At 61.1% G+C, this 20,929-nt stretch carries 22 protein-coding genes and 2 tRNA genes; 19 read left to right on the top strand and 5 right to left on the bottom strand.

Going from position 1 to position 20,929, the window contains the following annotated elements; genetic code table 11:
* Positions 1–68: 68 nt before the first annotated feature.
* From hisA to V3H56_RS01600, 5 genes are all read right to left on the bottom strand, one after another.
* Positions 69–818, bottom strand: coding sequence for a 1-(5-phosphoribosyl)-5-[(5-phosphoribosylamino)methylideneamino]imidazole-4-carboxamide isomerase (hisA, locus tag V3H56_RS01620; protein ID WP_053148658.1), 750 nt, complete (start codon positions 816–818; stop codon positions 69–71).
* 42 nt (positions 819–860) lie between these two features.
* Positions 861–1,115, bottom strand: coding sequence for a DUF2164 domain-containing protein (locus tag V3H56_RS01615; RefSeq protein ID WP_042728153.1), 255 nt, complete (start codon positions 1,113–1,115; stop codon positions 861–863).
* Positions 1,115–1,753: an imidazole glycerol phosphate synthase subunit HisH gene (gene hisH, locus V3H56_RS01610; RefSeq protein WP_003186750.1), complete on the bottom strand. Its 639-nt coding sequence runs from the start codon at positions 1,751–1,753 to the stop codon at positions 1,115–1,117. The genes V3H56_RS01615 and hisH overlap by 1 nt, the downstream gene beginning before the upstream one ends.
* Positions 1,753–2,346 carry an imidazoleglycerol-phosphate dehydratase HisB gene (gene hisB, locus V3H56_RS01605; protein WP_024778052.1) on the bottom strand — a complete coding sequence of 198 codons (594 nt, stop codon included), beginning with the start codon at positions 2,344–2,346 and terminating at the stop codon, positions 1,753–1,755. Before hisB ends, hisH begins: the two co-directional genes overlap by 1 nt.
* Positions 2,347–2,640: 294 nt before the next feature.
* The gene (locus V3H56_RS01600; RefSeq protein WP_338474139.1) at positions 2,641–4,302 is read right to left on the bottom strand and encodes an OFA family MFS transporter; all 1,662 of its coding nucleotides are present in this window, start codon (positions 4,300–4,302) and stop codon (positions 2,641–2,643) included.
* A gap of 371 nt (positions 4,303–4,673) precedes the next feature.
* On the opposite strand from V3H56_RS01600, the gene V3H56_RS01595 reads away from it, so the two are divergent.
* The 19 genes from V3H56_RS01595 (at position 4,674) to V3H56_RS01505 (ending at position 20,761) form a co-directional block, all read left to right on the top strand.
* Positions 4,674–6,902: an AsmA family protein gene (locus V3H56_RS01595; RefSeq protein WP_338474138.1), complete on the top strand. Its 2,229-nt coding sequence runs from the start codon at positions 4,674–4,676 to the stop codon at positions 6,900–6,902.
* The gene (gene mutY, locus V3H56_RS01590; protein ID WP_338474137.1) at positions 6,899–7,966 is read left to right on the top strand and encodes an A/G-specific adenine glycosylase; all 1,068 of its coding nucleotides are present in this window, start codon (positions 6,899–6,901) and stop codon (positions 7,964–7,966) included. The genes V3H56_RS01595 and mutY overlap by 4 nt, the downstream gene beginning before the upstream one ends.
* Positions 7,963–8,235: an oxidative damage protection protein gene (locus tag V3H56_RS01585; protein ID WP_053148674.1), complete on the top strand. Its 273-nt coding sequence runs from the start codon at positions 7,963–7,965 to the stop codon at positions 8,233–8,235. The genes mutY and V3H56_RS01585 overlap by 4 nt, the downstream gene beginning before the upstream one ends.
* Before the next feature lie 102 nt (positions 8,236–8,337).
* Positions 8,338–8,413: transfer RNA gene (locus V3H56_RS01580), tRNA-Phe, on the top strand.
* A 126-nt stretch (positions 8,414–8,539) separates the two neighbouring features.
* Complete coding sequence (locus V3H56_RS01575) at positions 8,540–8,869, top strand: DHCW motif cupin fold protein (protein ID WP_338474136.1); 330 nt, start codon at positions 8,540–8,542, stop codon at positions 8,867–8,869.
* Between the two features lie 64 nt (positions 8,870–8,933).
* Positions 8,934–9,341, top strand: a complete 408-nt coding sequence (locus V3H56_RS01570; protein ID WP_042728147.1) for a hypothetical protein — start codon at positions 8,934–8,936, stop codon at positions 9,339–9,341.
* 252 nt (positions 9,342–9,593) lie between these two features.
* Entirely contained in the window at positions 9,594–10,652 is a 1,059-nt protein-coding gene (locus V3H56_RS01565) for a PDDEXK nuclease domain-containing protein (RefSeq protein ID WP_047736174.1), read from the top strand.
* A 73-nt stretch (positions 10,653–10,725) separates the two neighbouring features.
* Positions 10,726–11,331, top strand: a complete 606-nt coding sequence (locus V3H56_RS01560) for a biliverdin-producing heme oxygenase (RefSeq protein WP_042728145.1) — start codon at positions 10,726–10,728, stop codon at positions 11,329–11,331.
* Positions 11,328–13,562 carry an ATP-binding protein gene (locus V3H56_RS01555; protein ID WP_338474135.1) on the top strand — a complete coding sequence of 745 codons (2,235 nt, stop codon included), beginning with the start codon at positions 11,328–11,330 and terminating at the stop codon, positions 13,560–13,562. The genes V3H56_RS01560 and V3H56_RS01555 overlap by 4 nt, the downstream gene beginning before the upstream one ends.
* A gap of 39 nt (positions 13,563–13,601) precedes the next feature.
* Positions 13,602–14,048 carry a hypothetical protein gene (locus V3H56_RS01550; protein ID WP_212803285.1) on the top strand — a complete coding sequence of 149 codons (447 nt, stop codon included), beginning with the start codon at positions 13,602–13,604 and terminating at the stop codon, positions 14,046–14,048.
* A gap of 89 nt (positions 14,049–14,137) precedes the next feature.
* Positions 14,138–14,368, top strand: a complete 231-nt coding sequence (gene vapB, locus V3H56_RS01545) for a type II toxin-antitoxin system VapB family antitoxin (RefSeq protein WP_047736177.1) — start codon at positions 14,138–14,140, stop codon at positions 14,366–14,368.
* Entirely contained in the window at positions 14,368–14,772 is a 405-nt protein-coding gene (vapC, locus tag V3H56_RS01540) for a tRNA(fMet)-specific endonuclease VapC (protein WP_042728141.1), read from the top strand. Before vapB ends, vapC begins: the two co-directional genes overlap by 1 nt.
* A gap of 466 nt (positions 14,773–15,238) precedes the next feature.
* Positions 15,239–16,012 carry an ABC transporter ATP-binding protein gene (locus V3H56_RS01535; protein ID WP_042728139.1) on the top strand — a complete coding sequence of 258 codons (774 nt, stop codon included), beginning with the start codon at positions 15,239–15,241 and terminating at the stop codon, positions 16,010–16,012.
* 13 nt (positions 16,013–16,025) lie between these two features.
* Positions 16,026–16,781 carry an ABC transporter substrate-binding protein gene (locus tag V3H56_RS01530; protein WP_042728138.1) on the top strand — a complete coding sequence of 252 codons (756 nt, stop codon included), beginning with the start codon at positions 16,026–16,028 and terminating at the stop codon, positions 16,779–16,781.
* A 78-nt stretch (positions 16,782–16,859) separates the two neighbouring features.
* Positions 16,860–17,555 (top strand): ABC transporter permease, encoded by a 696-nt coding sequence (locus V3H56_RS01525; protein WP_123579378.1) that lies wholly within the window; start codon positions 16,860–16,862, stop codon positions 17,553–17,555.
* Entirely contained in the window at positions 17,552–18,241 is a 690-nt protein-coding gene (locus V3H56_RS01520; protein WP_123579377.1) for an ABC transporter permease, read from the top strand. The genes V3H56_RS01525 and V3H56_RS01520 overlap by 4 nt, the downstream gene beginning before the upstream one ends.
* The gene (locus V3H56_RS01515; RefSeq protein WP_338474134.1) at positions 18,222–19,454 is read left to right on the top strand and encodes a methyltransferase; all 1,233 of its coding nucleotides are present in this window, start codon (positions 18,222–18,224) and stop codon (positions 19,452–19,454) included. The genes V3H56_RS01520 and V3H56_RS01515 overlap by 20 nt, the downstream gene beginning before the upstream one ends.
* 331 nt (positions 19,455–19,785) lie before the next feature.
* Positions 19,786–20,610, top strand: coding sequence for an FkbM family methyltransferase (locus V3H56_RS01510; RefSeq protein ID WP_338474133.1), 825 nt, complete (start codon positions 19,786–19,788; stop codon positions 20,608–20,610).
* Between the two features lie 75 nt (positions 20,611–20,685).
* Positions 20,686–20,761 (top strand) — tRNA-Thr (locus V3H56_RS01505).
* Positions 20,762–20,929: the final 168 nt, after the last annotated feature.

Below are 20,929 nucleotides of genomic sequence, written 5' to 3'. Positions count from 1 at the left end.
GCAAGCTTCAAGCTTCAAGCGGCAAGAAAGCGCGGATCGCAGTCGCGCTTTAGCTTGCGGCTTGCAGCTTACCGCTTGGAGCTGGCCGCATAGCCATCACAAAAAGCTTGAGCTTCTGCCACATCCAGCGTGCCCTCATAAATCGCGCGGCCCGTGATCGCCCCGATGATGCCCGGCGCCTTGGCGTCGAGCAGTGTCTTGATGTCGCCCAGGTTGTGGATACCGCCGGAGGCGATGACCGGGATTTTCGTGGCCGCCGCCAGGGCCGCCGTGAACGGCACGTTGCAGCCCTGCATCATGCCGTCCTTGGCGATGTCGGTGTAGACGATGGCCGACACGCCGTCGGCTTCGAAACGCTTGGCCAGGTCGATCACCTGCACGGTGCTGACTTCAGCCCAACCGTCGGTGGCGACAAAACCGTCCTTGGCATCCAGGCCCACGATGACCTTGCCCGGGAACGCGCGGCAGGCTTCGGCGACGAATTCGGGCTCCTTCACGGCCTTGGTGCCGATGATCACGTAGCTCACGCCGGCCTTGACGTAGTGCTCGATGGTTTCCAGGGAGCGAATGCCGCCGCCGATCTGGATCGGCAGGTTCGGATAGCGCTTGGCAATGGCGGTCACCACTTCGCCGTTGACCGGTTGGCCTTCGAAGGCGCCGTTCAGGTCCACCAGATGCAGGCGCCGGCAGCCGCCCTCCACCCACTTGGCGGCCATGCTCACCGGGTCATCGGAGAACACCGTGGAATCTTCCATCCGGCCCTGGCGCAGACGTACGCAAGCGCCGTCCTTGAGATCGATAGCGGGGATAATCAGCATCTGGCAAACCTTCAAATACGAATATTCAGCTTGGCTCGAAAATCAGTTTTTCTCGAGCGCCCACAAGTCGCTTTCAATGCTTTCGAACCTTTCTTTAAGGTGCGCCTGCACATCGAAAATCGCCCTGTTGTAATAGTGCGGAGCAATTTCGCGGGTAAACAGCTCAAGAATTTCCGCCGCCTCGAACGAACCCAGGTCCAGTTCGAAACGCTCCTCCATGAACCGCTGGATCTTGCGGTTCGCCTCACTCTCCTGTTCAGGCGTGAGGGTGAGGATCGGCGGTTTCTTGCGCGCCATTACCAACGGCCGTCCCACGCCGCGAAGTTCTGCAACAGTTGCAGGCCGTGGGTATGGCTCTTTTCGGGGTGAAACTGCACGGCGAATCGCGAGCCGTCGGCCAGCGCCGCGGCGAAGTCGACGCCATAGTGACCGCTGCCCACCACCTGCCGGGCGTTGCCGGCCGCGATGTAGTAGCTGTGCACGAAATAAAAGCGCGCCAGGTCCGGGATGTTGTGCCACAGCGGGTGGTCCACCGTCTGCTTCACTTCGTTCCAGCCCATGTGCGGGACCTTCAGGTGCTCGCCGTCTTCATGCAGGCCCTTGCCAAAGAACTTCACCTGGCCCGGGAACAGGGAGATGCAATCGACGCCGTCGTTCTCTTCGCTGCGTTCGAGCAAGGCCTGCATGCCCACGCAGATACCGAGGAACGGACGGTCCTGGCTGACTTCGTGCACCAACTTGTCGAAGCCCAGGCGACGGATCTCGGCCATGCAATCGCGAATCGCGCCCACGCCAGGGAAGACCACCCGGTCGGCTTCGCGAATCACATCGGCGTCACTGGTGATCAGCACCTTGCCGGCACCCACGTGTTCGAGGGCCTTGGCCACCGAGTGCAGGTTGCCCATGCCGTAATCGATAACCGCGACCGTCTGCATTACAGGACGCCCTTGGTCGAAGGCATCTGCCCGGCCATGCGGTCGTCGAGCTCCACGGCCATGCGCAGCGCGCGGCCGAACGCCTTGAACACGGTCTCGATCTGGTGGTGGGTGTTGTGCCCGCGCAGGTTGTCGATGTGCAGCGTCACGTTGGCGTGGTTGACGAAACCCTGGAAGAACTCCTGGAACAGGTCGACGTCGAAGCCGCCGACGGTGGCACGGGTATACGGCACGTGCATCTGTAGGCCAGGACGGCCGGAGAAGTCGATGACCACTCGCGACAGCGCTTCATCGAGCGGGACATAGGCGTGGCCGTAGCGACGGATGCCTTTTTTGTCGCCGATGGCTTGGGTGAACGCTTGCCCCAGGGTGATACCGACGTCTTCCACCGTGTGGTGGTCGTCGATATGCAGGTCGCCCTTGCTGACGATGTCCAGGTCGATCAGCCCGTGACGGGCGATCTGGTCCAGCATGTGCTCAAGAAAAGGCACGCCGATATCAAACCGGGCCTTTCCGGTGCCATCCAGGTTGATCGAGGCTTTGATCTGGGTTTCCAGAGTGTCGCGCTCGACAGACGCCTTACGTTCGGCCATCACCAGCTCCGCAAAATCATTGGGCGAAAAAGGCAGCCATTATAGGGGCGCGAGCGGCAAACAGAAACACGGGAGGTGATATCGCTGACGGGTTGTTGCCCGTCCTGTCGGGGTTAGACATGTCCATACAAGCCATGGACGCAAATGTTTGCCATCACCCAGACACAAATGTGGGAGCGGGCTTGCCCGCGAAGAGGGTGTGTCAGTAAACATAAATGCTTCTGACCCACCGCCTTCGCGGGCAAGCCCGCTCCCACAAAGATCGACTTTACCTTGAAGGTTCAGACAACCCTCTTAGTGGAACAACACCGCCGTCTTCTGCAGGGTCACCCACACGCCCCACGCCAACGGAATGCCCACCACCAGCCAGGCGGCGAGCGCCAGCAGCTTGGTGCCTGGTGCAGCTTTCCATTCCAGCGAAGTGGTGCTGTCGGCGCACTTGTCATGGCCCAGCGCCTGTTCGGCGGCCAGCTCGGCGTCGGTCATGAAGTACTTGTCGGCGACCGGGCGAACCATCAGGTTGCACAGGAAGCCCAGCACCAGCAGGCCGGCGAGGATGTACAGGGTGATGTCGTAGGCCGCGGCACGTTCAACGCCGATGCTCAACTGATACTCACGCAGGTAGTTCACCAGCACCGGGCCCAGCACGCCGGCAGCGGCCCAGGCGGTCAACAGGCGACCATGGATCGCGCCGACCATTTGCGTACCGAACAGGTCCGCCAGGTAGGCCGGCACGGTAGCGAAACCACCGCCGTACATCGACAGGATGATGCAGAACGCCGCCACGAACAGCGCGACGTTGCCCAGGTGGCCCAGGTTCGGGATCAGCGCGTACAAGGCAAAGCCCAGGGCGAAGAACACGAAATAGGTGTTCTTGCGACCCAGGTAGTCCGAGAACGATGCCCAGAAGAACCGGCCGCCGATATTGAACAGGCTCAACAGACCGGTGAAACCGGCGGCGATGGCCGCGATCTGGGCCAGTTGGCCAGCGTCCAGTTGGCCAAACGGCAGGTCGTTGCCGAGCAGCTTGCCGCCGAACACTTCCTGCAACAGGGGCGACGCCATGCCCAGGATGCCGATACCGGCGGAGACGTTCAGGCACAGCACCAGCCATACCAGACGGAACTGAGGGGTTTTCCAGGCCACGTTCACGTGCACGTGGCGGTGGGTGATCATCGCGTTCGCGGCTTTCTTCGGAGCCGGGGTCCAGCCTTCAGGCTTCCAGCCGGTCGGCGGCACGCGGTACGACAAGGCGCCACCGATCATGAACACGAAGTAGATCGCGGCCATGACCAGGAAGCTCTGCCACACGCCCACGCCGGTTGGCGAAGCGAAATGGTTCATCAGCGCCGCGGCCAGTGGTGCACCCACCATCGCACCGCCACCAAAGCCCATGATCGCCATGCCGGTCGCCATGCCGCGCTTGTCCGGGAACCACTTGATCAGCGTGGACACGGGGGAGATGTAGCCCAGGCCCAGGCCGATACCACCGATTACCCCGGAACCGACCCACATCAGCCAGATCTGATGGGTATAGATACCCAACGCGGAAATCAGCAGGCCACCGCACCAGCACAATGCCGACACGACGCCGGCCTTGCGTGGCCCGGCGTGTTCCAGCCAGCCACCCCAGATGGCTGCCGAGCAACCCAGGAAGATGAAGAACAGGGTGTAGATCCAGCCGAGCATCGAGATCGGCCAGTCGCATTGGGACGAGAAGACTTGCGAGATGAAGCTCATGTCCGGCGCACAGGCCACCGGTTTGGTGATCCCCAGGGCCTTGGACAGTGGCAACCAGAACACCGAGAAGCCATAGGCCATGCCGATGCACAGGTGGATGGCCAGCGCGGCCGGTGGAACCAGCCAACGGTTGAAACCGGGCTTGGCGATGATGCGTTCCTTGGAGAGGAACGCAGGCTGGTCGGCAACGCCGCCGGCCGTGATGCTCGTGCTCATTGTGTATCCCCCAATTATTAGAATGGTTCACCAGCCACGCATCACCCTCAGCCTTCATTGCACGCAGGCATGGCTGTATTTTCTGGTGAAGCTCCATAGTAGTGCGACATCAAGTCGCAGAAGGACGGCGAACGGACGAAAGGTTACCACTTGCAGGTGACAGAAAAACCAAAGTGACATCACCTTTTTCATGTCATCTGTCTTATCGCGCCGATGCCAGGTTTCTGTAGGGGGCTAACCATTTATTTTTTTTCACGCCCATTCTTGAGGGGCTGGGGCGCCGGGCGCCACCCATGATCGGCCAACGCGCCGTCACTCACGGCGTTATACTCCCAGGCTAAATTTTGAACTCAACCTATAAGGATTCGCCCATGAAAGCGTTCGGCAAAATCCTGGGTCTGGTACTTCTCGGGCTGTTGCTGATCATTGTGGCCCTGGGCTTCGCCCTGACCCACCTCTTCGATCCCAACGACTACAAGGAAGAAATTCGCCAGATAGCCCGCGACAAAGCCCACATTGAGCTGACCCTCAATGGCGACATCGGCTGGAGCCTGTTTCCATGGCTGGGTCTGGAATTGCACGAAGCCAGCGTAGCGACCCTGACCAACCCGACACAACCGTTCGCCGACCTGCAGATGCTTGGCCTGTCGGTGCGGGTGATGCCACTGCTGCGCCGCGAAGTGCAGATGAGCGACGTGCGGGTCGAAGGCCTGAACCTGCGCCTGAACCGCGACAAGAACGGCCACGGCAACTGGGAAGACATCGGCAAGGCGCCTGCCACGACGACAGCGAGCGCGCCGACTCCGGCACCGACCGAACAGCCGTCGACGCCGGCCAGCACCACGCCCGAAAAACCGGCCCAGCCGACCCGCCTGGACATCGACAGCCTGACCGTGAACAACGCCCGGGTCGAGTACACCGATGAGCAGACCGGCAAGCAATTCACTGCCGAAAGCATCCAGCTGAGCACCGGCGCGGTCCACGACTCGACCAACATCCCGGTCACTCTCACCGCGTTCCTGTCCAGCAACCAGCCGGCCGTGCGCGTGCGCACCGAGGTCACCGGCGAGCTGCGTTTCGAACGCGCCCTGCAGCGCTACAAGTTCGAAGACCTGAAACTGTCCGGCGAAGTCACAGGCGACCCCTTGCAGGGCAAGACCCTGAACTTTGCCGCCCAAGGCCAACTGTTCCTCGACAAGGCAGCGAACGTTGCCGAGTGGACCGGCATCAAGTTGTCGCTCAACCAACTGCGCGCGTTGGGCGAACTGAAGGTCAACGACCTCGACAAGACCCCGCAGCTTAACGGCGGCCTGTCGATTGCCCAGTTCGACCTGGCGAAGTTCGTCGACAGCGTCGGGCAGAAACTGCCGGCCATGGCCGAAGGCAGCTTGAGCAAGGTCGAACTGGTCAGCCGTGTCGCCGGCACGCCGACCAGTGTCGAGTTCAACAATATCAACCTGAAAGTCGACGACAGCAGCTTCAGCGGCCGCATTGCCGTGGAGGATTTCGCCAAGCAATCCCTGCGTGCACAGCTCAAGGCCGACACGTTCAACGTCGACCGCTACCTGCCGCCCAAATCCGCCGAGGCCGACAGTTCCAAGGCCGCCCGCGAAGCCGAAGTCAGCAGCACCGAGGCCAGTGCCATGGCGGGCGCCGGCACCACTCCGCTGCCGAATGCACCGACCCAGGGCGCCTGGAGCAACGACCGGCTGTTTCCGGTGGAACGCCTGGGCAAGCTGGACCTCGACGCCGACCTGACCTTCGGCCAACTGACCCTCGACAAGCTGCCGATCCAGAATGCCGCACTCAAGGCCACGGGCCTGGGGGGGCTGCTGACCTTGGAGAACCTGCGTGGCGATCTGTACAACGGCAACTTCGAGGCCAAGGGCACCCTGGACGTGCGCCAGCCGACGCCACAATTGAACCTGCAAACCCGCATCAACCGGGTGCCGGCCGAGAAGATCATCGAAAGCCAGGGCAAGGCTGCGCCCGTCAAGGGGCTGGTGACGCTCAACAGCACGGTGACCGCCAGCGGCAACAGCCAGAAAGCCCTGATCGAGAGCCTCAACGGCAACGCCGGATTCGTCATCAACGATGGCGTGCTGCTCAATGCCAATCTCGAACAGCAGCTGTGCAAGGGCATCGCCACCCTCAATCGCAAGGCGCTCAGCGGCGAGCCCCGGGGCAAGGACACGCCGTTCCAGCAGCTCAACGGCAACCTGACGTTCCGCAACGGCGTGGCCAGCAACCCCGACCTGAAGGTGCGCATCCCCGGCATGACGGTCAACGGCAACGGCGATATCGACCTGCGGGTGCTGGGCATGGACTATCGCGTCGGGATCATCGTCGAAGGCGACAAGAGCGACATGCCCGACCCGGCCTGCCAGGTCAACGAGCGCTATGTCGACATCGAATGGCCGTTGCGCTGCCGTGGCCCGCTGGAACTGGGCGCCAAGGCATGCCGCCTGGACAGCGAAGGGATGGGCAAGGTCGCGGCGAAACTGGCCGGTGACCGCCTCGAAGACAAGATCGACGAAAAGCTGGGCGACAAAGTCAGCCCCGAGGTGAAAAACGCGCTCAAGGGGCTGTTCAAGCGATGACCGCCGAGCAATTTTCCAGCGCCGTGCTGGACTGGTTCGACCGCCACGGACGCCACGACCTGCCCTGGCAACAGGGCGTCACGCCGTATCGGGTGTGGGTGTCGGAGATCATGCTGCAGCAGACCCAGGTCAGCACCGTACTCGGTTACTTCGACCGCTTCATGGCCTCGCTGCCCACGGTCCAGGCCCTGGCCGCCGCGCCGGAAGATGAAGTCCTGCACCTGTGGACCGGGCTGGGCTACTACACCCGTGCGCGCAACCTGCAGAAAACCGCGAAGATCGTCGTCGACCAGTATGGCGGCGAGTTTCCCCGGGATGTGGAGAAACTGACCGAGTTGCCGGGCATCGGCCTGTCCACTGCTGGCGCCATCGCCAGTATCAGCATGGGCCTGCGCGCGCCGATCCTCGATGGCAACGTCAAGCGGGTGCTGGCGCGCTTCACCGCCCAGGAAGGTTACCCAGGCGAACCCAAGGTGGCGAAACAGCTCTGGGCCACCGCCGAGCGCTTCACGCCCCAGGACCGGGTCAACGCCTACACCCAGGCGATGATGGACCTGGGGGCCACCCTCTGCACCCGCAGCAAGCCCAGTTGCCTGCTCTGCCCACTGAAAAAGGGCTGCGAAGCGCACATGCTGGGCCTGGCAACTCGCTACCCGATACCCAAGCCACGCAAAGAGGTGCCCAAGAAACGCACCTTGATGCCGATGCTGGCCAACCATGAAGGCGCGATCCTGCTTTACCGTCGTCCTTCCACCGGCCTGTGGGGCGGCCTGTGGAGCCTGCCGGAACTCGACGACCTCGATGATTTGCAGCATTTGGCCCTGCAACACGCGCTGGAGCTGGGCAACCAGCAGCAATTGCCGAGCCTGGTGCACACTTTCAGCCATTTCCAGCTGGCCATCGAGCCCTGGCTGGTCCAGGTCCGGGAAACCGGCCATCACGTGGCCGAGGCCGACTGGCTCTGGTATAACCTCGCCACCCCGCCGCGCCTGGGCCTCGCCGCTCCGGTCAAGACCTTGCTCGAACGCGCGGCCGCCGTATTGAACGCAGGAGAGTTGCAATGACCCGCACCATCATGTGCCGCAAGTACAAAGAAGAACTCGAAGGGCTGGAACGTGCGCCGTTCCCGGGCGCCAAGGGGCAGGACATCTACGACCACGTCTCGGCCAAGGCCTGGAGCGACTGGCAAAAACACCAGACCCTGCTGATCAACGAAAAACGCCTGAACATGATGAACGCTGAAGACCGCAAGTACCTTCAGGGCGAAATGGACAAGTTCTTTTCCGGCGAAGATTACGCCAAGGCCGAAGGCTACGTACCGCCGTCCGAATAAGCTGTCCAGGCCGGGGGCGAATCGTAAGCGACGGTAATAATTAAATATTTTTTGATAACGTGCTTGACGCCCCCCTGAAAAACCCGTTTAATGCGCCCCGTTGCCCAGATAGCTCAGTCGGTAGAGCAGGGGATTGAAAATCCCCGTGTCGGCGGTTCGATTCCGTCTCTGGGCACCAAATACCGAAAACCCCGATCAAGTGATTGATCGGGGTTTTTTATTGCCTGGGGTTTCTTCCCCCCACCCAACCGACTCCGCTACATTCGACACTCGTCACTCCACCTCCCCCAACAAACGAGTCGACATGGACATCACCGGCATCCCCTTTGGCACCACCGATTGGTCAACCATCGAACCCACCGTACACAAAGGCGTTACCGGAACGGCGTATTGGCGCACCCGGCAGTTCGGGAACATCCGGGTGCGGATGGTGGAGTACACGGCGGGCTACCTGGCTGATCACTGGTGCACCAAGGGCCATATCCTGTTTTGCCTGAAAGGCGAGCTGAGCACCGAACTGGAGGACGGCCGGCAATTTGTGCTCAAGCCCGGCATGAGCTATCAGGTGGCCGATCAGGCCGAACCGCATCGTTCTTCCACCGCCCAAGGTGCCACGCTGTTCGTGGTGGATTGATTCGAAGCGAGCGCCTCGAAGCTGTAGCATGGGCAGCCTTATTTTTACGTCAGGAGCCCGGCCCATGGCATCGGTGAACAAGCAGCAAAAGCGCACTCAGCGCGCCAAGGCGAAAGCCAAGAAGAACCGCATCCAGCGTGCCGCGGCACCAAACGACTTTCTGGACCCGAACGATGAGCGCATCGACCTGGAGACGGTAGACCTGTCGGAACTGTTCGAATCCATGCGCGCCGCCGAAAAGGTCAGCCAGCAGGCCATGTGCTCGGTCTTCCTGGCGCATCCGTTGCTGGCCCTCGTCCTGGAGCAGGAGGGTGAGGAAGAAGCCACTGACTTCATCTTTACCGCGCTGATCGAATACCGGCGCCTGACCACCGGTGTCGATGAGCAAGCGGCCCTGGACTGGGTCGAAAGCCCGCAATTCCAGGCTGACTATGTCGCCGCCTCCCAGGCGCTGACGCAGCATCCTGATTAATTTCGCGCCTGGTCAATGAGAGGCTGTTCACGCCGGGTGGGCAGCCTCTTCGTCACGTATTCGCCTCTATTGGTGTGCCTACAGCTTTCTCGGATAGGTCCTACATGTCGGCGACACGTGGCCTAGCCAGTCCTCAAATCGGTCTGGCGTGACTCCCACTCTTTTCCTCCCGATCAATCAGCTTCGTCCGGCATCATCGAAACGCCGCGTGGCGCATCCTTTCGGTCCGCCCACTCCTTTGGCAGACATTCGATGAGCTCCCTTCTCCCCCAGGATGACCCGACACTGGCCCCACTGATCAGCGAGCTGGGTGACCTGATCCGGCAGGCACGACAGAAGGTGCTGCGCGCCGTTGATACCCTTCAAGTGCAAACCTGCTGGCAGATCGGCCGGCATATCGTCGAGTTCGAACAGGGCGGTGCCGAGCGGGCTGCTTATGGCGCGCGATTGCTGCCGACATTGGCCATCGAGCTTACGACGAAGTTCGGAAAAGGGTTTGATGAAAGAAATTTGCGGCACATGCGCGACTTTTATCAGACATTCCAAATTTGGAACGCAGTGCGTACCGAATTAAGCTGGACCCACTACCGCACGCTCCTGCGCGTAGAAAACGACGCAGCTCGCCAGTGGTACATGCACGAAGCCACCACACAAGGCTGGTCAACCCGGGCCCTGGAGCGTCAGATCGGTACCTTCTACTACGAACGCCTGCTGGCAAGCCGTGACCAGCCTGCGGTGAAAGAGGAAGCGGCGGCCAAGCTCAAGGAGATTGACCTGGGCCCCAGGGACATTGTCAGAGACCCTGTCGTCCTGGAGTTCCTAGGGCTGCCGAATGCCGGCACCTTGTTGGAAACCAACCTGGAACAGGCCTTGATCGACCAACTACAAGGCTTTCTCCTTGAGCTGGGCAAGGGCTTCGCCTTCGTTGCGCGCCAACAGCGCATCAGCACCGAAAGCAAGGACTTCTACCTGGACCTGGTGTTCTACAACTACCTGCTCAAGTGCTTCGTGATTGTCGACCTCAAGCGCGGTGAGCTGAGCCATCAGGACATCGGGCAAATGGACATGTACGTGCGCCTCTATGACGAGCTGAAGCGCGGGCCCGGCGACAAACCCACCGTCGGCATCATCCTCTGCGCCCAGAAGGACGAATCCGTGGTGCGCTACTCCGTCTTGCACGGCAACGAACAGCTGTTTGCCAGCCAGTATCAGCTCGTCCTTCCATCGGAAGAAGAATTGCGCCAGGCCCTGGATCGCGAGCGGGCGCGGCTTGAAGAAGCCAACCGCCAGACGGGCGATAAAAGCGGATAACCCTTTCAGAAATCCTGTGTACCATTGACGCGGATTTTTTTCCGTAACACGCCACCAAAGAGCTCTTTCCTGCATGTCATCGGCCGCACCCCACCCTTCCCTGATCCAGGCATTGCGGACCGAAACCGCCACCCTGCACATTGCCTTGGAGAAACGCCTGCCGTTTTTCTCCGAGCGCCTGGATCTCGCGCTGTATCGGCGCTTGATGGCGGCCTACTACGGTTTTTACCAGCCGCTGGAGCAACGGCTTCATGTGCTTGCGCTGATACCGACCGGGCTGGACCAATCCCTGCGTGTCAAGCTCCCGGTGCTGCGGGCGGACCTCACGGCGCTGGGCCTGGATGACGCCGCAATCGACGCCCTGCCGACTTGCCAGGCGCTTCCCCGGATCGACTCGCGCGCCGCGGCGCTGGGTGTTTCCTATGTGCTGGAAGGCGCGACCCTTGGCGGGCAGATTCTGCGGCGCCGGGTGGCTGAGCAGCTGGGGCTCGATGCTTCCAGCGGCGCGGCGTTTCTCAACGTTTATGGTGAGTTCACCGGCCGACGCTGGAAGGACTTCCTCCAATACCTGGACGACAGGAACCTTGGCCAAGCCCAAACGCTCGAAGTCACAAACGCTGCCAAGGCGACGTTTACCTATTTTGAACACTGGCTGGACAGCCAGGAGGTCCTGTTATGAACCCGGATAACCAAGAAGCCTTCGAAGAACTGCTGGCCAATTGCGCAGACGAACCGATTCGCTTCCCCGGGGCCATCCAGCCTCATGGCGTTCTGCTGATGCTGTCTGAGCCTGACTTTGTGATCCGCCAGGTCAGCGCCAACGTGCTGCAACTGATGGGCCACGACCCCGACCGGCTGCTGGGCAAGACCCTGGACGCCCTGTTCGGGCTGGAGCAGGCCGAAGCCATTCTTGTCGCCTGCCGTGCCGCTCCTGAAAGCGACAACGTGCCCGTGGCTATCGTCGTGAACCAGTTGCGCTTCGACGCCCTGGTGCATCGCCATCAAGGCGCCCTGATCGTCGAGCTGGAACAGCACCTGAGCGACTACCGCCCCGAAGGCGTCAGCGGCGAGGCCAACATGGGCCGCATGCTGCAACGCCTGCAAAGTGCGAAGACCCTTCAGGCCCTGTACGAAATCAGCGTGCGGGAAATCCAGGCGATGACCGGTTACGACCGCGTATTGATCTATCGCTTCGAAGAAGAAGGCCACGGCCAGGTGATCGCCGAAGCCAGCGCGCCGTCGATGGAGCTCTACAAAGGCCTGTTCTTCCCGGCCTCGGACATCCCCGAGCAGGCTCGCGAGCTGTACCGCACCAACTGGTTGCGCATCATCCCCCACGCCGACTATGCGCCGGTTCCTTTGGTCCCCGAGTTGCGACCCGATACCGGGGCGCCCCTGGATCTGAGCTTCGCCACGCTGCGCAGCGTCTCGCCGATCCACCGCCAATACATGAAGAACATGGGTGTGCTGTCGTCCATGAGCATCTCGCTGATGGAAGGCGAGCGCTTGTGGGGACTGATCAGTTGCGGCAACCGCGAGCCGCTGCTGGTCCCCCATGAAATGCGCATGGCCTGCCAGACCATCGGTCAAGTGCTGTCGTTGCAGATCAGTGCCATGGAAGCCCTGGAACTGACGCGCCAACGAGATGCCAAGCTTGCGAACCTGAAGGTGCTCGCCGCCGCCATGGCCGAGTCCACCCATAACGTGTTTGACGGCTTGTCCCACGAGCCCCAACGGCTGATGGGCCTGGCCGACGCCTGCGGCGTGGCGATTCTGGAGGACAACAAGCTGCACCGCCACGGCCAATGCCCGGAACCGGAGCAGATCCGCGAATTGCACAAATGGATCCTGGAAACCGGCCAGCCGGTGTTCGCCCACCACAACCTGGGCAGCATTTTTGCGCCGGCCCAGGCTTACCAGGAGGTGGCCAGCGGCGTACTGGCGATCCACCTGCCCAAACCGGTGGAAAATGGCGTGCTGTGGTTCCGCCCCGAGGTGAAGCAAACCCTCCAGTGGAGCGGCGATCCGCAAAAGCCCCTGGACCTGGAGAACAGCGAGACCGGCCTGCGCCTGCGGCCCCGGACGTCTTTCGAAATCTGGAAAGTCGAAATGGCCGGCATCAGCACCAAATGGACCCATGGCGACCTGTTCGCGGCCAATGACCTGCGGCGCTCGGCCCTGGAGAACGACCTGGCCCGCCAAGTCCACAAGGAGCGCCTGGCCGTGCAGGCTCGCGACGAACTGGTGGCGGTGGTTTCCCATGACCTGCGCAGCCCCATGACGGTCATTTCCATGCTCTGCGGCATGATGCAAAAGGCCTTCAGCTCCGATGGCTCCCACAGCTCCAAGCGCATTTCCTCGGCCATCGACACCATGCAACAAGCCACCAGCCGCATGAACGCGCTGCTGGAAGACTTGCTCGACACCTCGAAGATCGACGCCGGACGCTACACCATCAATCCCCAGCCGATCGCCGTCAGCCAGATCTTCGAAGACGCCTTCTCGCTGTTGTCGCCGCTGGCTATCGCCAAGGCCATCGACATGTCCTTCCAGGCCGAACCCGACCTGAAGATCAACGCCGATCCCGAGCGCCTGTTCCAGGTGCTGTCGAACCTGATCGGCAACGCCATCAAGTTCACGCCGCAGAAAGGCTGCGTGGGCATCAGCGCGATGTCGGTAGGCAATGAGATCGTGTTCAGTGTTCGCGACACCGGCGAAGGCATTACCGCAGAGCAGTTGCCTCACGTGTTCGACCGCTACTGGACAATCAAGGAAGGCAACCCGAACGGCACCGGCTTGGGGCTGTACATCTCCAAGGGGATTGTCCAGGCCCATGGCGGTAAACTGCACGCCGAAAGCCAGCCAGGCAAAGGCAGCGAGTTCACCTTTACCGTGCCAAAAATCGACTGAGCCGGGCATATCCCCTGACTAATTGGAAACCGAAGCCCAATGGCCTCACTGAACAAGCAGCAAAAACGCGCCAAGCGCGCCAAGGACAAAGCCAAGCAGATCCGCATGAGCGGACGTAAATCCATCCCGATGTATGGCGACCCCGCCCACGCCACCGCTCAACCGCCGGTGTATGTGCTGGAGCTGTTCGCCAAGCTGCGCGAAGCCGAGGCCGTCAGCCGTGCCGAACTGCTCGACACGCTGCTCTCCTCCCTGAGCGTGATGATCAGCGAACGTCCAGGCCTGCTCGACCTGAAAAATGCCGAAAACGAAAGCATGGCGGCCACCAACCTGGCCGCCGACATGCTGGTGGACTACCGCATGTGGGCCGACGACATGGACCGCGAGACGGCGCAACGCTGGCTCAGCACCCCGGAGTTCATCAAGGACTTCAGCGAGGCGCTGGATCGGTATCGCCAGTCGATGGAAGAACCCGCCAGCGAATAAACCGGCCGGCTATTCGTCACCGTGGTATATCCCATTGACATATCCCTCCATTATCCTATGCTTCAACTGCATCCAATGGAGGACGGCACATGGAACAAACCACCCTTTTCATGAGCAACCGCAGCCAAGCGGTCCGGCTACCCAAGGCAGTGGCGATGCCAAGCGACGTAAAGCGTGTAGACGTGATCGCCATAGGCAGAACGCGCATTATCACGCCGGCTGGCGAAGCCTGGGATAGCTGGTTCGATGGCGATAACGCCACGGCAGACTTCATGGCAGAGCGTGAACAGCCTGCCGATCAGGAGCGTGAGTCTTTCTGATGATCAAGTTCATGCTCGATACCAACGTCTGTATTTTCACCATCAAGAACAAGCCCCAGATCGTCAGAGAAGCTTTCAATCGTCATCACGGCCAGCTCTGCATCAGCGCCGTCACACTGATGGAGTTGATCTACGGCGCAGAAAAGTCATCCGCCCCAGAGAAAAATCTCGGCGTCATCGAAGGGTTCTGTGCCCGACTTGAGGTTTTACCTTTCGGTTATGACGCCGCAGCCCATACCGGCATGATCCGGGCAGAGCTGGCAAAGATTGGCAGGCCAATCGGCCCCTACGACCAGATGATTGCCGGCCATGCCCGCTCCCTCGGGTTGATCGTAGTCACCAATAATCTGAAAGAATTCGAAAGAGTCCCCGGACTGCGCATCGAGGATTGGACAGGGATGTAACTTCGGTTGCCTGAAGTTAAAAAGCTCCATCAAAACTCCTATTCAGGAAACAGCGGAACATTGGCTTCACAGCCCTGAAGTACAGGCGGATTTCGAAACAGCACGCGCCAGCTTCAGAGAGGTCCTCAAAATATTGTGGGATCTTGAGGACGCTCCCGAATAACCCGAAGTTACTTCTGATTGCGGTAACGCTCATCCGATTAACCCTTCCAACCCCCGCCCAAAGCTGGCACCATCGCGCCTTTTTTTACGCGACTCCCCCGGGATTTTTAGCGGTAGACACGGTTCAAACGGCCGTTCGGTTGTTGATGGCGCGACAGTCTGCTGCGGCGATGCGACAACCTGCCGCACATCACCGATTTACCCCCCGTAGCGCTGTTGGCGACCATTCGGACGCATGCTAGCTTGGCCGCCTCGCCACGGAAGGCAGCCAACAGCAAGGGAGCACACACCATGAGGACCGCACATGGCCCAGGCCACGCCCGCGCTTGAAATCCGCAACCTGCATAAACGCTACGGACAGTTAGAGGTGCTCAAAGGCGTCTCGCTGACCGCCCGCGACGGCGATGTGATCTCGATCCTGGGTTCCTCCGGTTCCGGCAAGTCGACATTCCTGCGTTGCATCAACCTGCTGGAAAACCCCAACCAGGGTGAAATCCTGGTGGCCGGCGAAGCGCTGAAGCTCAAGGCCGCGAAAAACGGCGAGTTGGTGGCCGCCGACGGCAAACAGATCAACCGCATGCGCAGTGAGATTGGTTTTGTGTTTCAAAACTTTAATCTCTGGCCGCACATGAGCATCCTCGACAACATCATCGAAGCCCCACGCCGGGTGCTCGGCCAGAGCAAGGCCGAGGCCATCGAAGTCGCCGAAGCCTTGTTGGCCAAGGTCGGCATTGCCGACAAGCGCCACGCCTACCCCGCCGAACTCTCCGGCGGCCAGCAACAGCGCGCCGCCATCGCCCGCACGCTGGCGATGCAACCCAAGGTGATTCTGTTCGACGAGCCGACCTCCGCCCTTGACCCGGAAATGGTCCAGGAAGTACTTAGTGTGATCCGCGCCCTGGCCGAAGAAGGCCGCACCATGCTGCTGGTGACCCACGAAATGGGTTTCGCCCGCCAGGTCTCCAGCGAAGTGGTGTTCCTTCATCAGGGCCTGGTCGAGGAGCAAGGATCGCCACAGCAGGTCTTCGAAAACCCGCTTTCGGCGCGCTGCAAACAATTCATGTCCAGCAACCGCTAACGGAGCAGTACATATGCAGATCTACAAGAAATTCCTTTTGGCCGCTGCCGCCAGCCTGGTGCTCTCGGCCAATGCCATGGCGGCCGAAAAGCTGAAGATGGGCATCGAAGCGGCCTACCCGCCGTTCAACAACAAGGACGCCAGCGGCCAGGTCGTGGGCTTCGATAAGGACATCGGCGACGCCCTGTGCGCCAAGATGAAAGTCGAGTGCGAAGTGGTCACCTCCGATTGGGACGGCATCATCCCGGCCTTGAACGCCAAGAAGTTCGACTTCCTGATCTCCTCGCTGTCGATCACCGAGGAACGCAAGCAGGCGGTGGACTTCACCGACCCGTACTACTCCAACAAGCTGCAGTTCATCGCGCCGAAAAACGTCGACTTCAAAACCGATAAGGACTCGCTCAAAGGCAAGGTCATCGGTGCACAACGGGCGACCCTGGCCGGCACCTGGCTGGAAGACGAACTGGGCAGCGACATCACCGCCAAGCTCTACGACACCCAGGAAAACGCCTACCTGGACCTGACCTCCGGACGCGTCGATGCGATCCTGGCAGACAAGTACGTCAACTATGACTGGCTGAAAACCGACGCCGGCCGCGCCTACGAATTCAAGGGCGACCCGGTGGTGGAAAGCGACAAGATCGGCATCGCCGTGCGCAAGGGTGACGACGAACTGCGCAACAAGCTGAACGCCGCGCTCAAGGAAATCGTCGCCGACGGTACCTACAAGAAAATCAACGACAAGTACTTCCCGTTCAACATCTATTGATGCTGACGTGCCTGGCCGACGCTGCTGCACCGCAGCGCCGGCCCTTTGCAAAGCCTGCCGCGATATGAACACACACCCATGATGATCGACCTCTACGGATTCGGCCCGGCGCTCGCCGCCGGCGCGCTGATGACCGTCAAACTGGCACTCTCGGCCTTGTGCCTGGGGCTGGTGCTGGGCCTGCTCGGCGCCTTGGCCAAGACCTCACCGTACAAGCCGCTGCAATGGCTTGGCGGCACTTACTCGACACTGGTCCGCGGTATTCCGGAATTGCTCTGGGTGCTGCTGATCTACTTCGGCACCGTCAACCTGATGCGTGCACTGGGCGAGTACCTGGGCAATCCCGACCTGGCCCTCGACGCCTTCGCCGCCGGCGTCATCGCCCTGGGCCTGTGCTTTGGCGCCTATGCGACGGAAGTGTTTCGCGGGGCGATCCTGGCGATTCCCAAGGGGCATCGTGAAGCCGGCGTCGCCCTGGGCCTGTCGAAATGGCGGATCTTCACCCGGTTGATCATGCCGCAGATGTGGCGCATCGCCCTGCCGGGCCTGGGCAACCTGTTCATGATCCTGATGAAGGACACCGCGCTGGTCTCGGTGATCGGGCTGGAAGAAATCATGCGCCACGCACAGATCGGCGTGACCGTGTCCAAGCAGCCATTCACCTTCTACATGGTGGCCGCGTTCATGTACCTGGGCCTGACCGTACTCGCCATGACCGGCATGCACTTGCTGGAACGACGCGCCGCGCGCGGCTTTATCAGGAGCACCCAATGAACTGGGAAGTCATCATCAAGTGGCTGCCAAAACTGGCCCAGGGCGCGACGCTGACCCTGGAACTGGTGGCCATCGCCGTGATCGCCGGGCTGTTGCTGGCCATTCCGCTGGGTATCGCCCGCTCTTCACGCCTGTGGTACGTGCGGGCGTTACCCTACGCCTACATCTTCTTTTTCCGTGGCACGCCGTTATTGGTCCAGTTGTTCCTGGTGTATTACGGCCTGGCGCAGTTCGATGCCGTGCGCAGCAGCGCGTTGTGGCCGTACCTGCGCGATCCGTTCTGGTGCGCGACGGTGACCATGACCCTGCACACCGCCGCCTACATCGCCGAGATCCTGCGTGGCGCGATCCAGGCCATTCCGCGTGGCGAGGTCGAAGCCGCCCGGGCCCTGGGCATGTCGCGGCCCAAGGCGCTGTTCTACATCATGCTGCCCCGTGCCGCGCGCATCGGCCTGCCGGCCTACAGCAACGAAGTGATCCTGATGCTCAAGGCCAGCGCCCTGGCCAGCACCGTGACCCTGCTGGAACTCACCGGCATGGCCCGTACCATCATTGCCCGGACTTACCTGCCGGTGGAGATCTTCTTCGCGGCCGGCATGTTCTACCTGTTGATGGCGTTCCTGCTGGTGCAAGGCTTCAAGCAGCTGGAGCGCTGGTTACGCGTCGATGCCTGCCAAGGACGCTGACGGCGGCGTGCTGACGGGCGAAGCGCTGCTCGCCCGTTTCACGGCGCTGGATGGGTTTCTCACCGCACACCAGGCCTTGTGGAAACCGCGGCCGTTCACCCATCTGCAGCTCCCCTGGGAAACGTCTTACCCACAGATGGCCCATTGGCTACGCCAGCGCTCCTTGGAAGCCGCCGAACACGACCATCACCAGCCCTGGCTGATCGAGCACGCGCCGGCTCCCTTTGCGGAACTGGCGGCCGCTTCCCGCACCTTGAGTTCAGTTGCCCCCCTGCCCGCACGAACGCTGGACGCACCGACCCATCGCCTCAATGTTGAGGTGCCCGGGCGTAAATGGCAGCAGATCGAAGCCTTCGCCAGCCGCTTGCGCTTTGCCAGCGAACCCATCCATTGGCTGGACTGGTGCGCCGGCAAAGGCCATCTCGGCCGCCGCCTGCTGCACGGAGAGCAACGCCTGACCTGCCTGGAATACGACCCCACGCTGGTCGATAGCGGCCAGCAGTTGAGCCAGCGTCACCACTTGCCTGCCATGCACCTGCGCCAAGACGTGCTGGCGGCAGACGCCGCCCAGGCAATCGCCCCTGAACACACACCGGTGGCCCTGCATGCCTGCGGCGACCTGCATGTGCGCTTGCTCCACTTGGCCAGCGCGGCCGGGTGTGCGCAACTGGCCATCGCCCCGTGTTGCTACAACCGCATCAGCGCCGAGCACTATCAGCCGCTGTCCGACGCGGCCAAGGGTTCCGCCCTACAGCTTTCTCTCGACGATCTCGGCCTGCCGTTGACCGAAACCGTGACCGCTGGCGCCCGGGTGCGACGGCAACGAGACCAGTCCATGGCCCGCCGCCTGGGCTTCGACCTGCTGCAACGGCAAATCCGAGGGTGCGACGACTACCTGCCAACCCCGTCCTTGCCCAGCGCCTGGCTGGAAAAATCCTTCGCCCAATACTGCATCGATCTGGCGGCCCTCAAAGACTTATCCACAGTCGGCACGCCCGATTGGGCCGCACTGGAAGCCGCGGGCCAGCAACGCCTGGCCGAAGTGCGCAACCTGGAACTGGTGCGTGGTCTTTTCCGACGCCCGCTGGAGCTTTGGCTGGTACTGGACCGGGCACTTTTCCTCACCCACAAAGGCTACACCGTGCGCCTCGGCACCTTCTGCGAAACACCCCTGACGCCGCGAAACCTGATGCTGCTGGCAGAGCGTCATTAATCCCTCGCAGCCTGTGGATAACTCTGTTGATGGAATCTGCCTGGATCCAACGGAACCGCGATTTGTTGACCGAATTCACTGTGTTCATTTTTTGTTCATATGGATAAAAAACCATGAAAACAGCTATTTGCGACCCAATGAGAACGTGTTCACAAAATGGCAAGGTTCAAGCGGCTGCATCCATCCCGTTGTGCATAAGCATCTAAGCAAAACGACATAACCGCCGAATTCAGTGCTGCCTTACAGCACTCATTGCACCCGGCCTGGCGGTGCTATACAACAACCGAACGTATCCTGATTGACACCCTGCCGACACATTCAAGGATTGGTCGTGACGTTCATTTCCTACGCACAAAACTTCGAAGACATACGCTTGTGGCGCGCCCTTCAACAGGTGGAGAACGGCTTTTACCTCGACGTCGGCGCCAACCATCCGACCGATGATTCCGTTACCCGGGCTTTCTACGACCACGGCTGGCAGGGCATCAACATCGAACCGGTGCAGGCCTACTACGCCGCGCTCTGCCAGGAGCGTCCCCGAGACATCAACCTGCAATGCGTGGCCGGCGACAACGCCGACAGCTTGACCTTCTACACCATCGCTGACACCGGACTGTCCACCGTCGAACCCAACGTCGCCCAACAGCACCGCGACGCCGGCATGGACGTGCGCACCCAAACCGTCCAATCCCGCACCCTGGCCTCGATCTGCGAAGAGCATGTGCAGGACCGCCCCATCCACTTCTTGAAAATCGACGTGGAAGGCCACGAAGAAACCGTGCTGCGCGGCATGGACTTCAGCCGCTGGCGCCCCTGGATCATCCTCATCGAAACCCCATGGGCCCGCGACCAGGCCTGGGAAACCCTGGTGACCGGCGCCGGCTACCAGTCCATCCTGTTCGACGGCATCAACACCTACTACCTCGCCGAAGAACACCTGGCCCTCAAGCCCGCCTTCGACATCCCACCCTGCAACCTCGACGGCTTCCAACTGCGCAAAGGCCACCCCTTCAGCCACCCCCTGGACGACACCGACGCCCAATTGACCGCCGCCCTGCGACGCGCCGAGCAGGCCGAAGCCCAACTCCACGCCATCCAAAACAGCCGTACCTGGCGCGCCTTGCAGAAACTGCGCAACGTGCTGCACCGCACCTGAGCCAACCTCGCGCAAAAATAGTCAGAATTCAGGGGTTTACAGAACGCGCCCAACCGCTATAATCGTCGCCCACACGCCGGTATAGCTCAGTTGGTAGAGCAACTGACTTGTAATCAGTAGGTCCCGGGTTCGATTCCTGGTGCCGGCACCATACAAGGTTCCAGAGAAGGCTTTCAAAATCTCTGGAACCCCCGAAAAACCCGCCTTCTGGCGGGTTTTTTCGTTTTGGCGTTCCATCGGTTTCCGTCAGAAACTGGTGGATTCCAACCGTTTTAAGGGTAGAGTTTGGGATACAGGTCACTTCGATAAAAGGGAGTAC

The organism is Pseudomonas sp. MS646, from assembly GCF_036693845.1.
Classification (GTDB): domain Bacteria; phylum Pseudomonadota; class Gammaproteobacteria; order Pseudomonadales; family Pseudomonadaceae; genus Aquipseudomonas; species Aquipseudomonas chlororaphis_E.
Note: the sequence above shows the minus strand (reverse complement) of the source record. Positions and strands in the feature narration are given on the sequence as shown.

Excerpts from the sequence above, each read along its gene's own strand:
- hisA (WP_053148658.1), bottom strand. The coding sequence starts at position 818 with ATGCTGATTATCCCCGCTATCGATCTCAAGGACGGCGCTTGCGTACGT.
- V3H56_RS01615 (WP_042728153.1), bottom strand. The coding sequence starts at position 1,115 with ATGGCGCGCAAGAAACCGCCGATCCTCACCCTCACGCCTGAACAGGAG.
- hisH (WP_003186750.1), bottom strand. The coding sequence starts at position 1,753 with ATGCAGACGGTCGCGGTTATCGATTACGGCATGGGCAACCTGCACTCG.
- hisB (WP_024778052.1), bottom strand. The coding sequence starts at position 2,346 with ATGGCCGAACGTAAGGCGTCTGTCGAGCGCGACACTCTGGAAACCCAG.
- V3H56_RS01600 (WP_338474139.1), bottom strand. The coding sequence starts at position 4,302 with ATGAGCACGAGCATCACGGCCGGCGGCGTTGCCGACCAGCCTGCGTTC.
- V3H56_RS01595 (WP_338474138.1), top strand. The coding sequence starts at position 4,674 with ATGAAAGCGTTCGGCAAAATCCTGGGTCTGGTACTTCTCGGGCTGTTG.
- mutY (WP_338474137.1), top strand. The coding sequence starts at position 6,899 with ATGACCGCCGAGCAATTTTCCAGCGCCGTGCTGGACTGGTTCGACCGC.
- V3H56_RS01585 (WP_053148674.1), top strand. The coding sequence starts at position 7,963 with ATGACCCGCACCATCATGTGCCGCAAGTACAAAGAAGAACTCGAAGGG.
- V3H56_RS01575 (WP_338474136.1), top strand. The coding sequence starts at position 8,540 with ATGGACATCACCGGCATCCCCTTTGGCACCACCGATTGGTCAACCATC.
- V3H56_RS01570 (WP_042728147.1), top strand. The coding sequence starts at position 8,934 with ATGGCATCGGTGAACAAGCAGCAAAAGCGCACTCAGCGCGCCAAGGCG.
- V3H56_RS01565 (WP_047736174.1), top strand. The coding sequence starts at position 9,594 with ATGAGCTCCCTTCTCCCCCAGGATGACCCGACACTGGCCCCACTGATC.
- V3H56_RS01560 (WP_042728145.1), top strand. The coding sequence starts at position 10,726 with ATGTCATCGGCCGCACCCCACCCTTCCCTGATCCAGGCATTGCGGACC.
- V3H56_RS01555 (WP_338474135.1), top strand. The coding sequence starts at position 11,328 with ATGAACCCGGATAACCAAGAAGCCTTCGAAGAACTGCTGGCCAATTGC.
- V3H56_RS01550 (WP_212803285.1), top strand. The coding sequence starts at position 13,602 with ATGGCCTCACTGAACAAGCAGCAAAAACGCGCCAAGCGCGCCAAGGAC.
- vapB (WP_047736177.1), top strand. The coding sequence starts at position 14,138 with ATGGAACAAACCACCCTTTTCATGAGCAACCGCAGCCAAGCGGTCCGG.
- vapC (WP_042728141.1), top strand. The coding sequence starts at position 14,368 with ATGATCAAGTTCATGCTCGATACCAACGTCTGTATTTTCACCATCAAG.
- V3H56_RS01535 (WP_042728139.1), top strand. The coding sequence starts at position 15,239 with ATGGCCCAGGCCACGCCCGCGCTTGAAATCCGCAACCTGCATAAACGC.
- V3H56_RS01530 (WP_042728138.1), top strand. The coding sequence starts at position 16,026 with ATGCAGATCTACAAGAAATTCCTTTTGGCCGCTGCCGCCAGCCTGGTG.
- V3H56_RS01525 (WP_123579378.1), top strand. The coding sequence starts at position 16,860 with ATGATGATCGACCTCTACGGATTCGGCCCGGCGCTCGCCGCCGGCGCG.
- V3H56_RS01520 (WP_123579377.1), top strand. The coding sequence starts at position 17,552 with ATGAACTGGGAAGTCATCATCAAGTGGCTGCCAAAACTGGCCCAGGGC.
- V3H56_RS01515 (WP_338474134.1), top strand. The coding sequence starts at position 18,222 with ATGCCTGCCAAGGACGCTGACGGCGGCGTGCTGACGGGCGAAGCGCTG.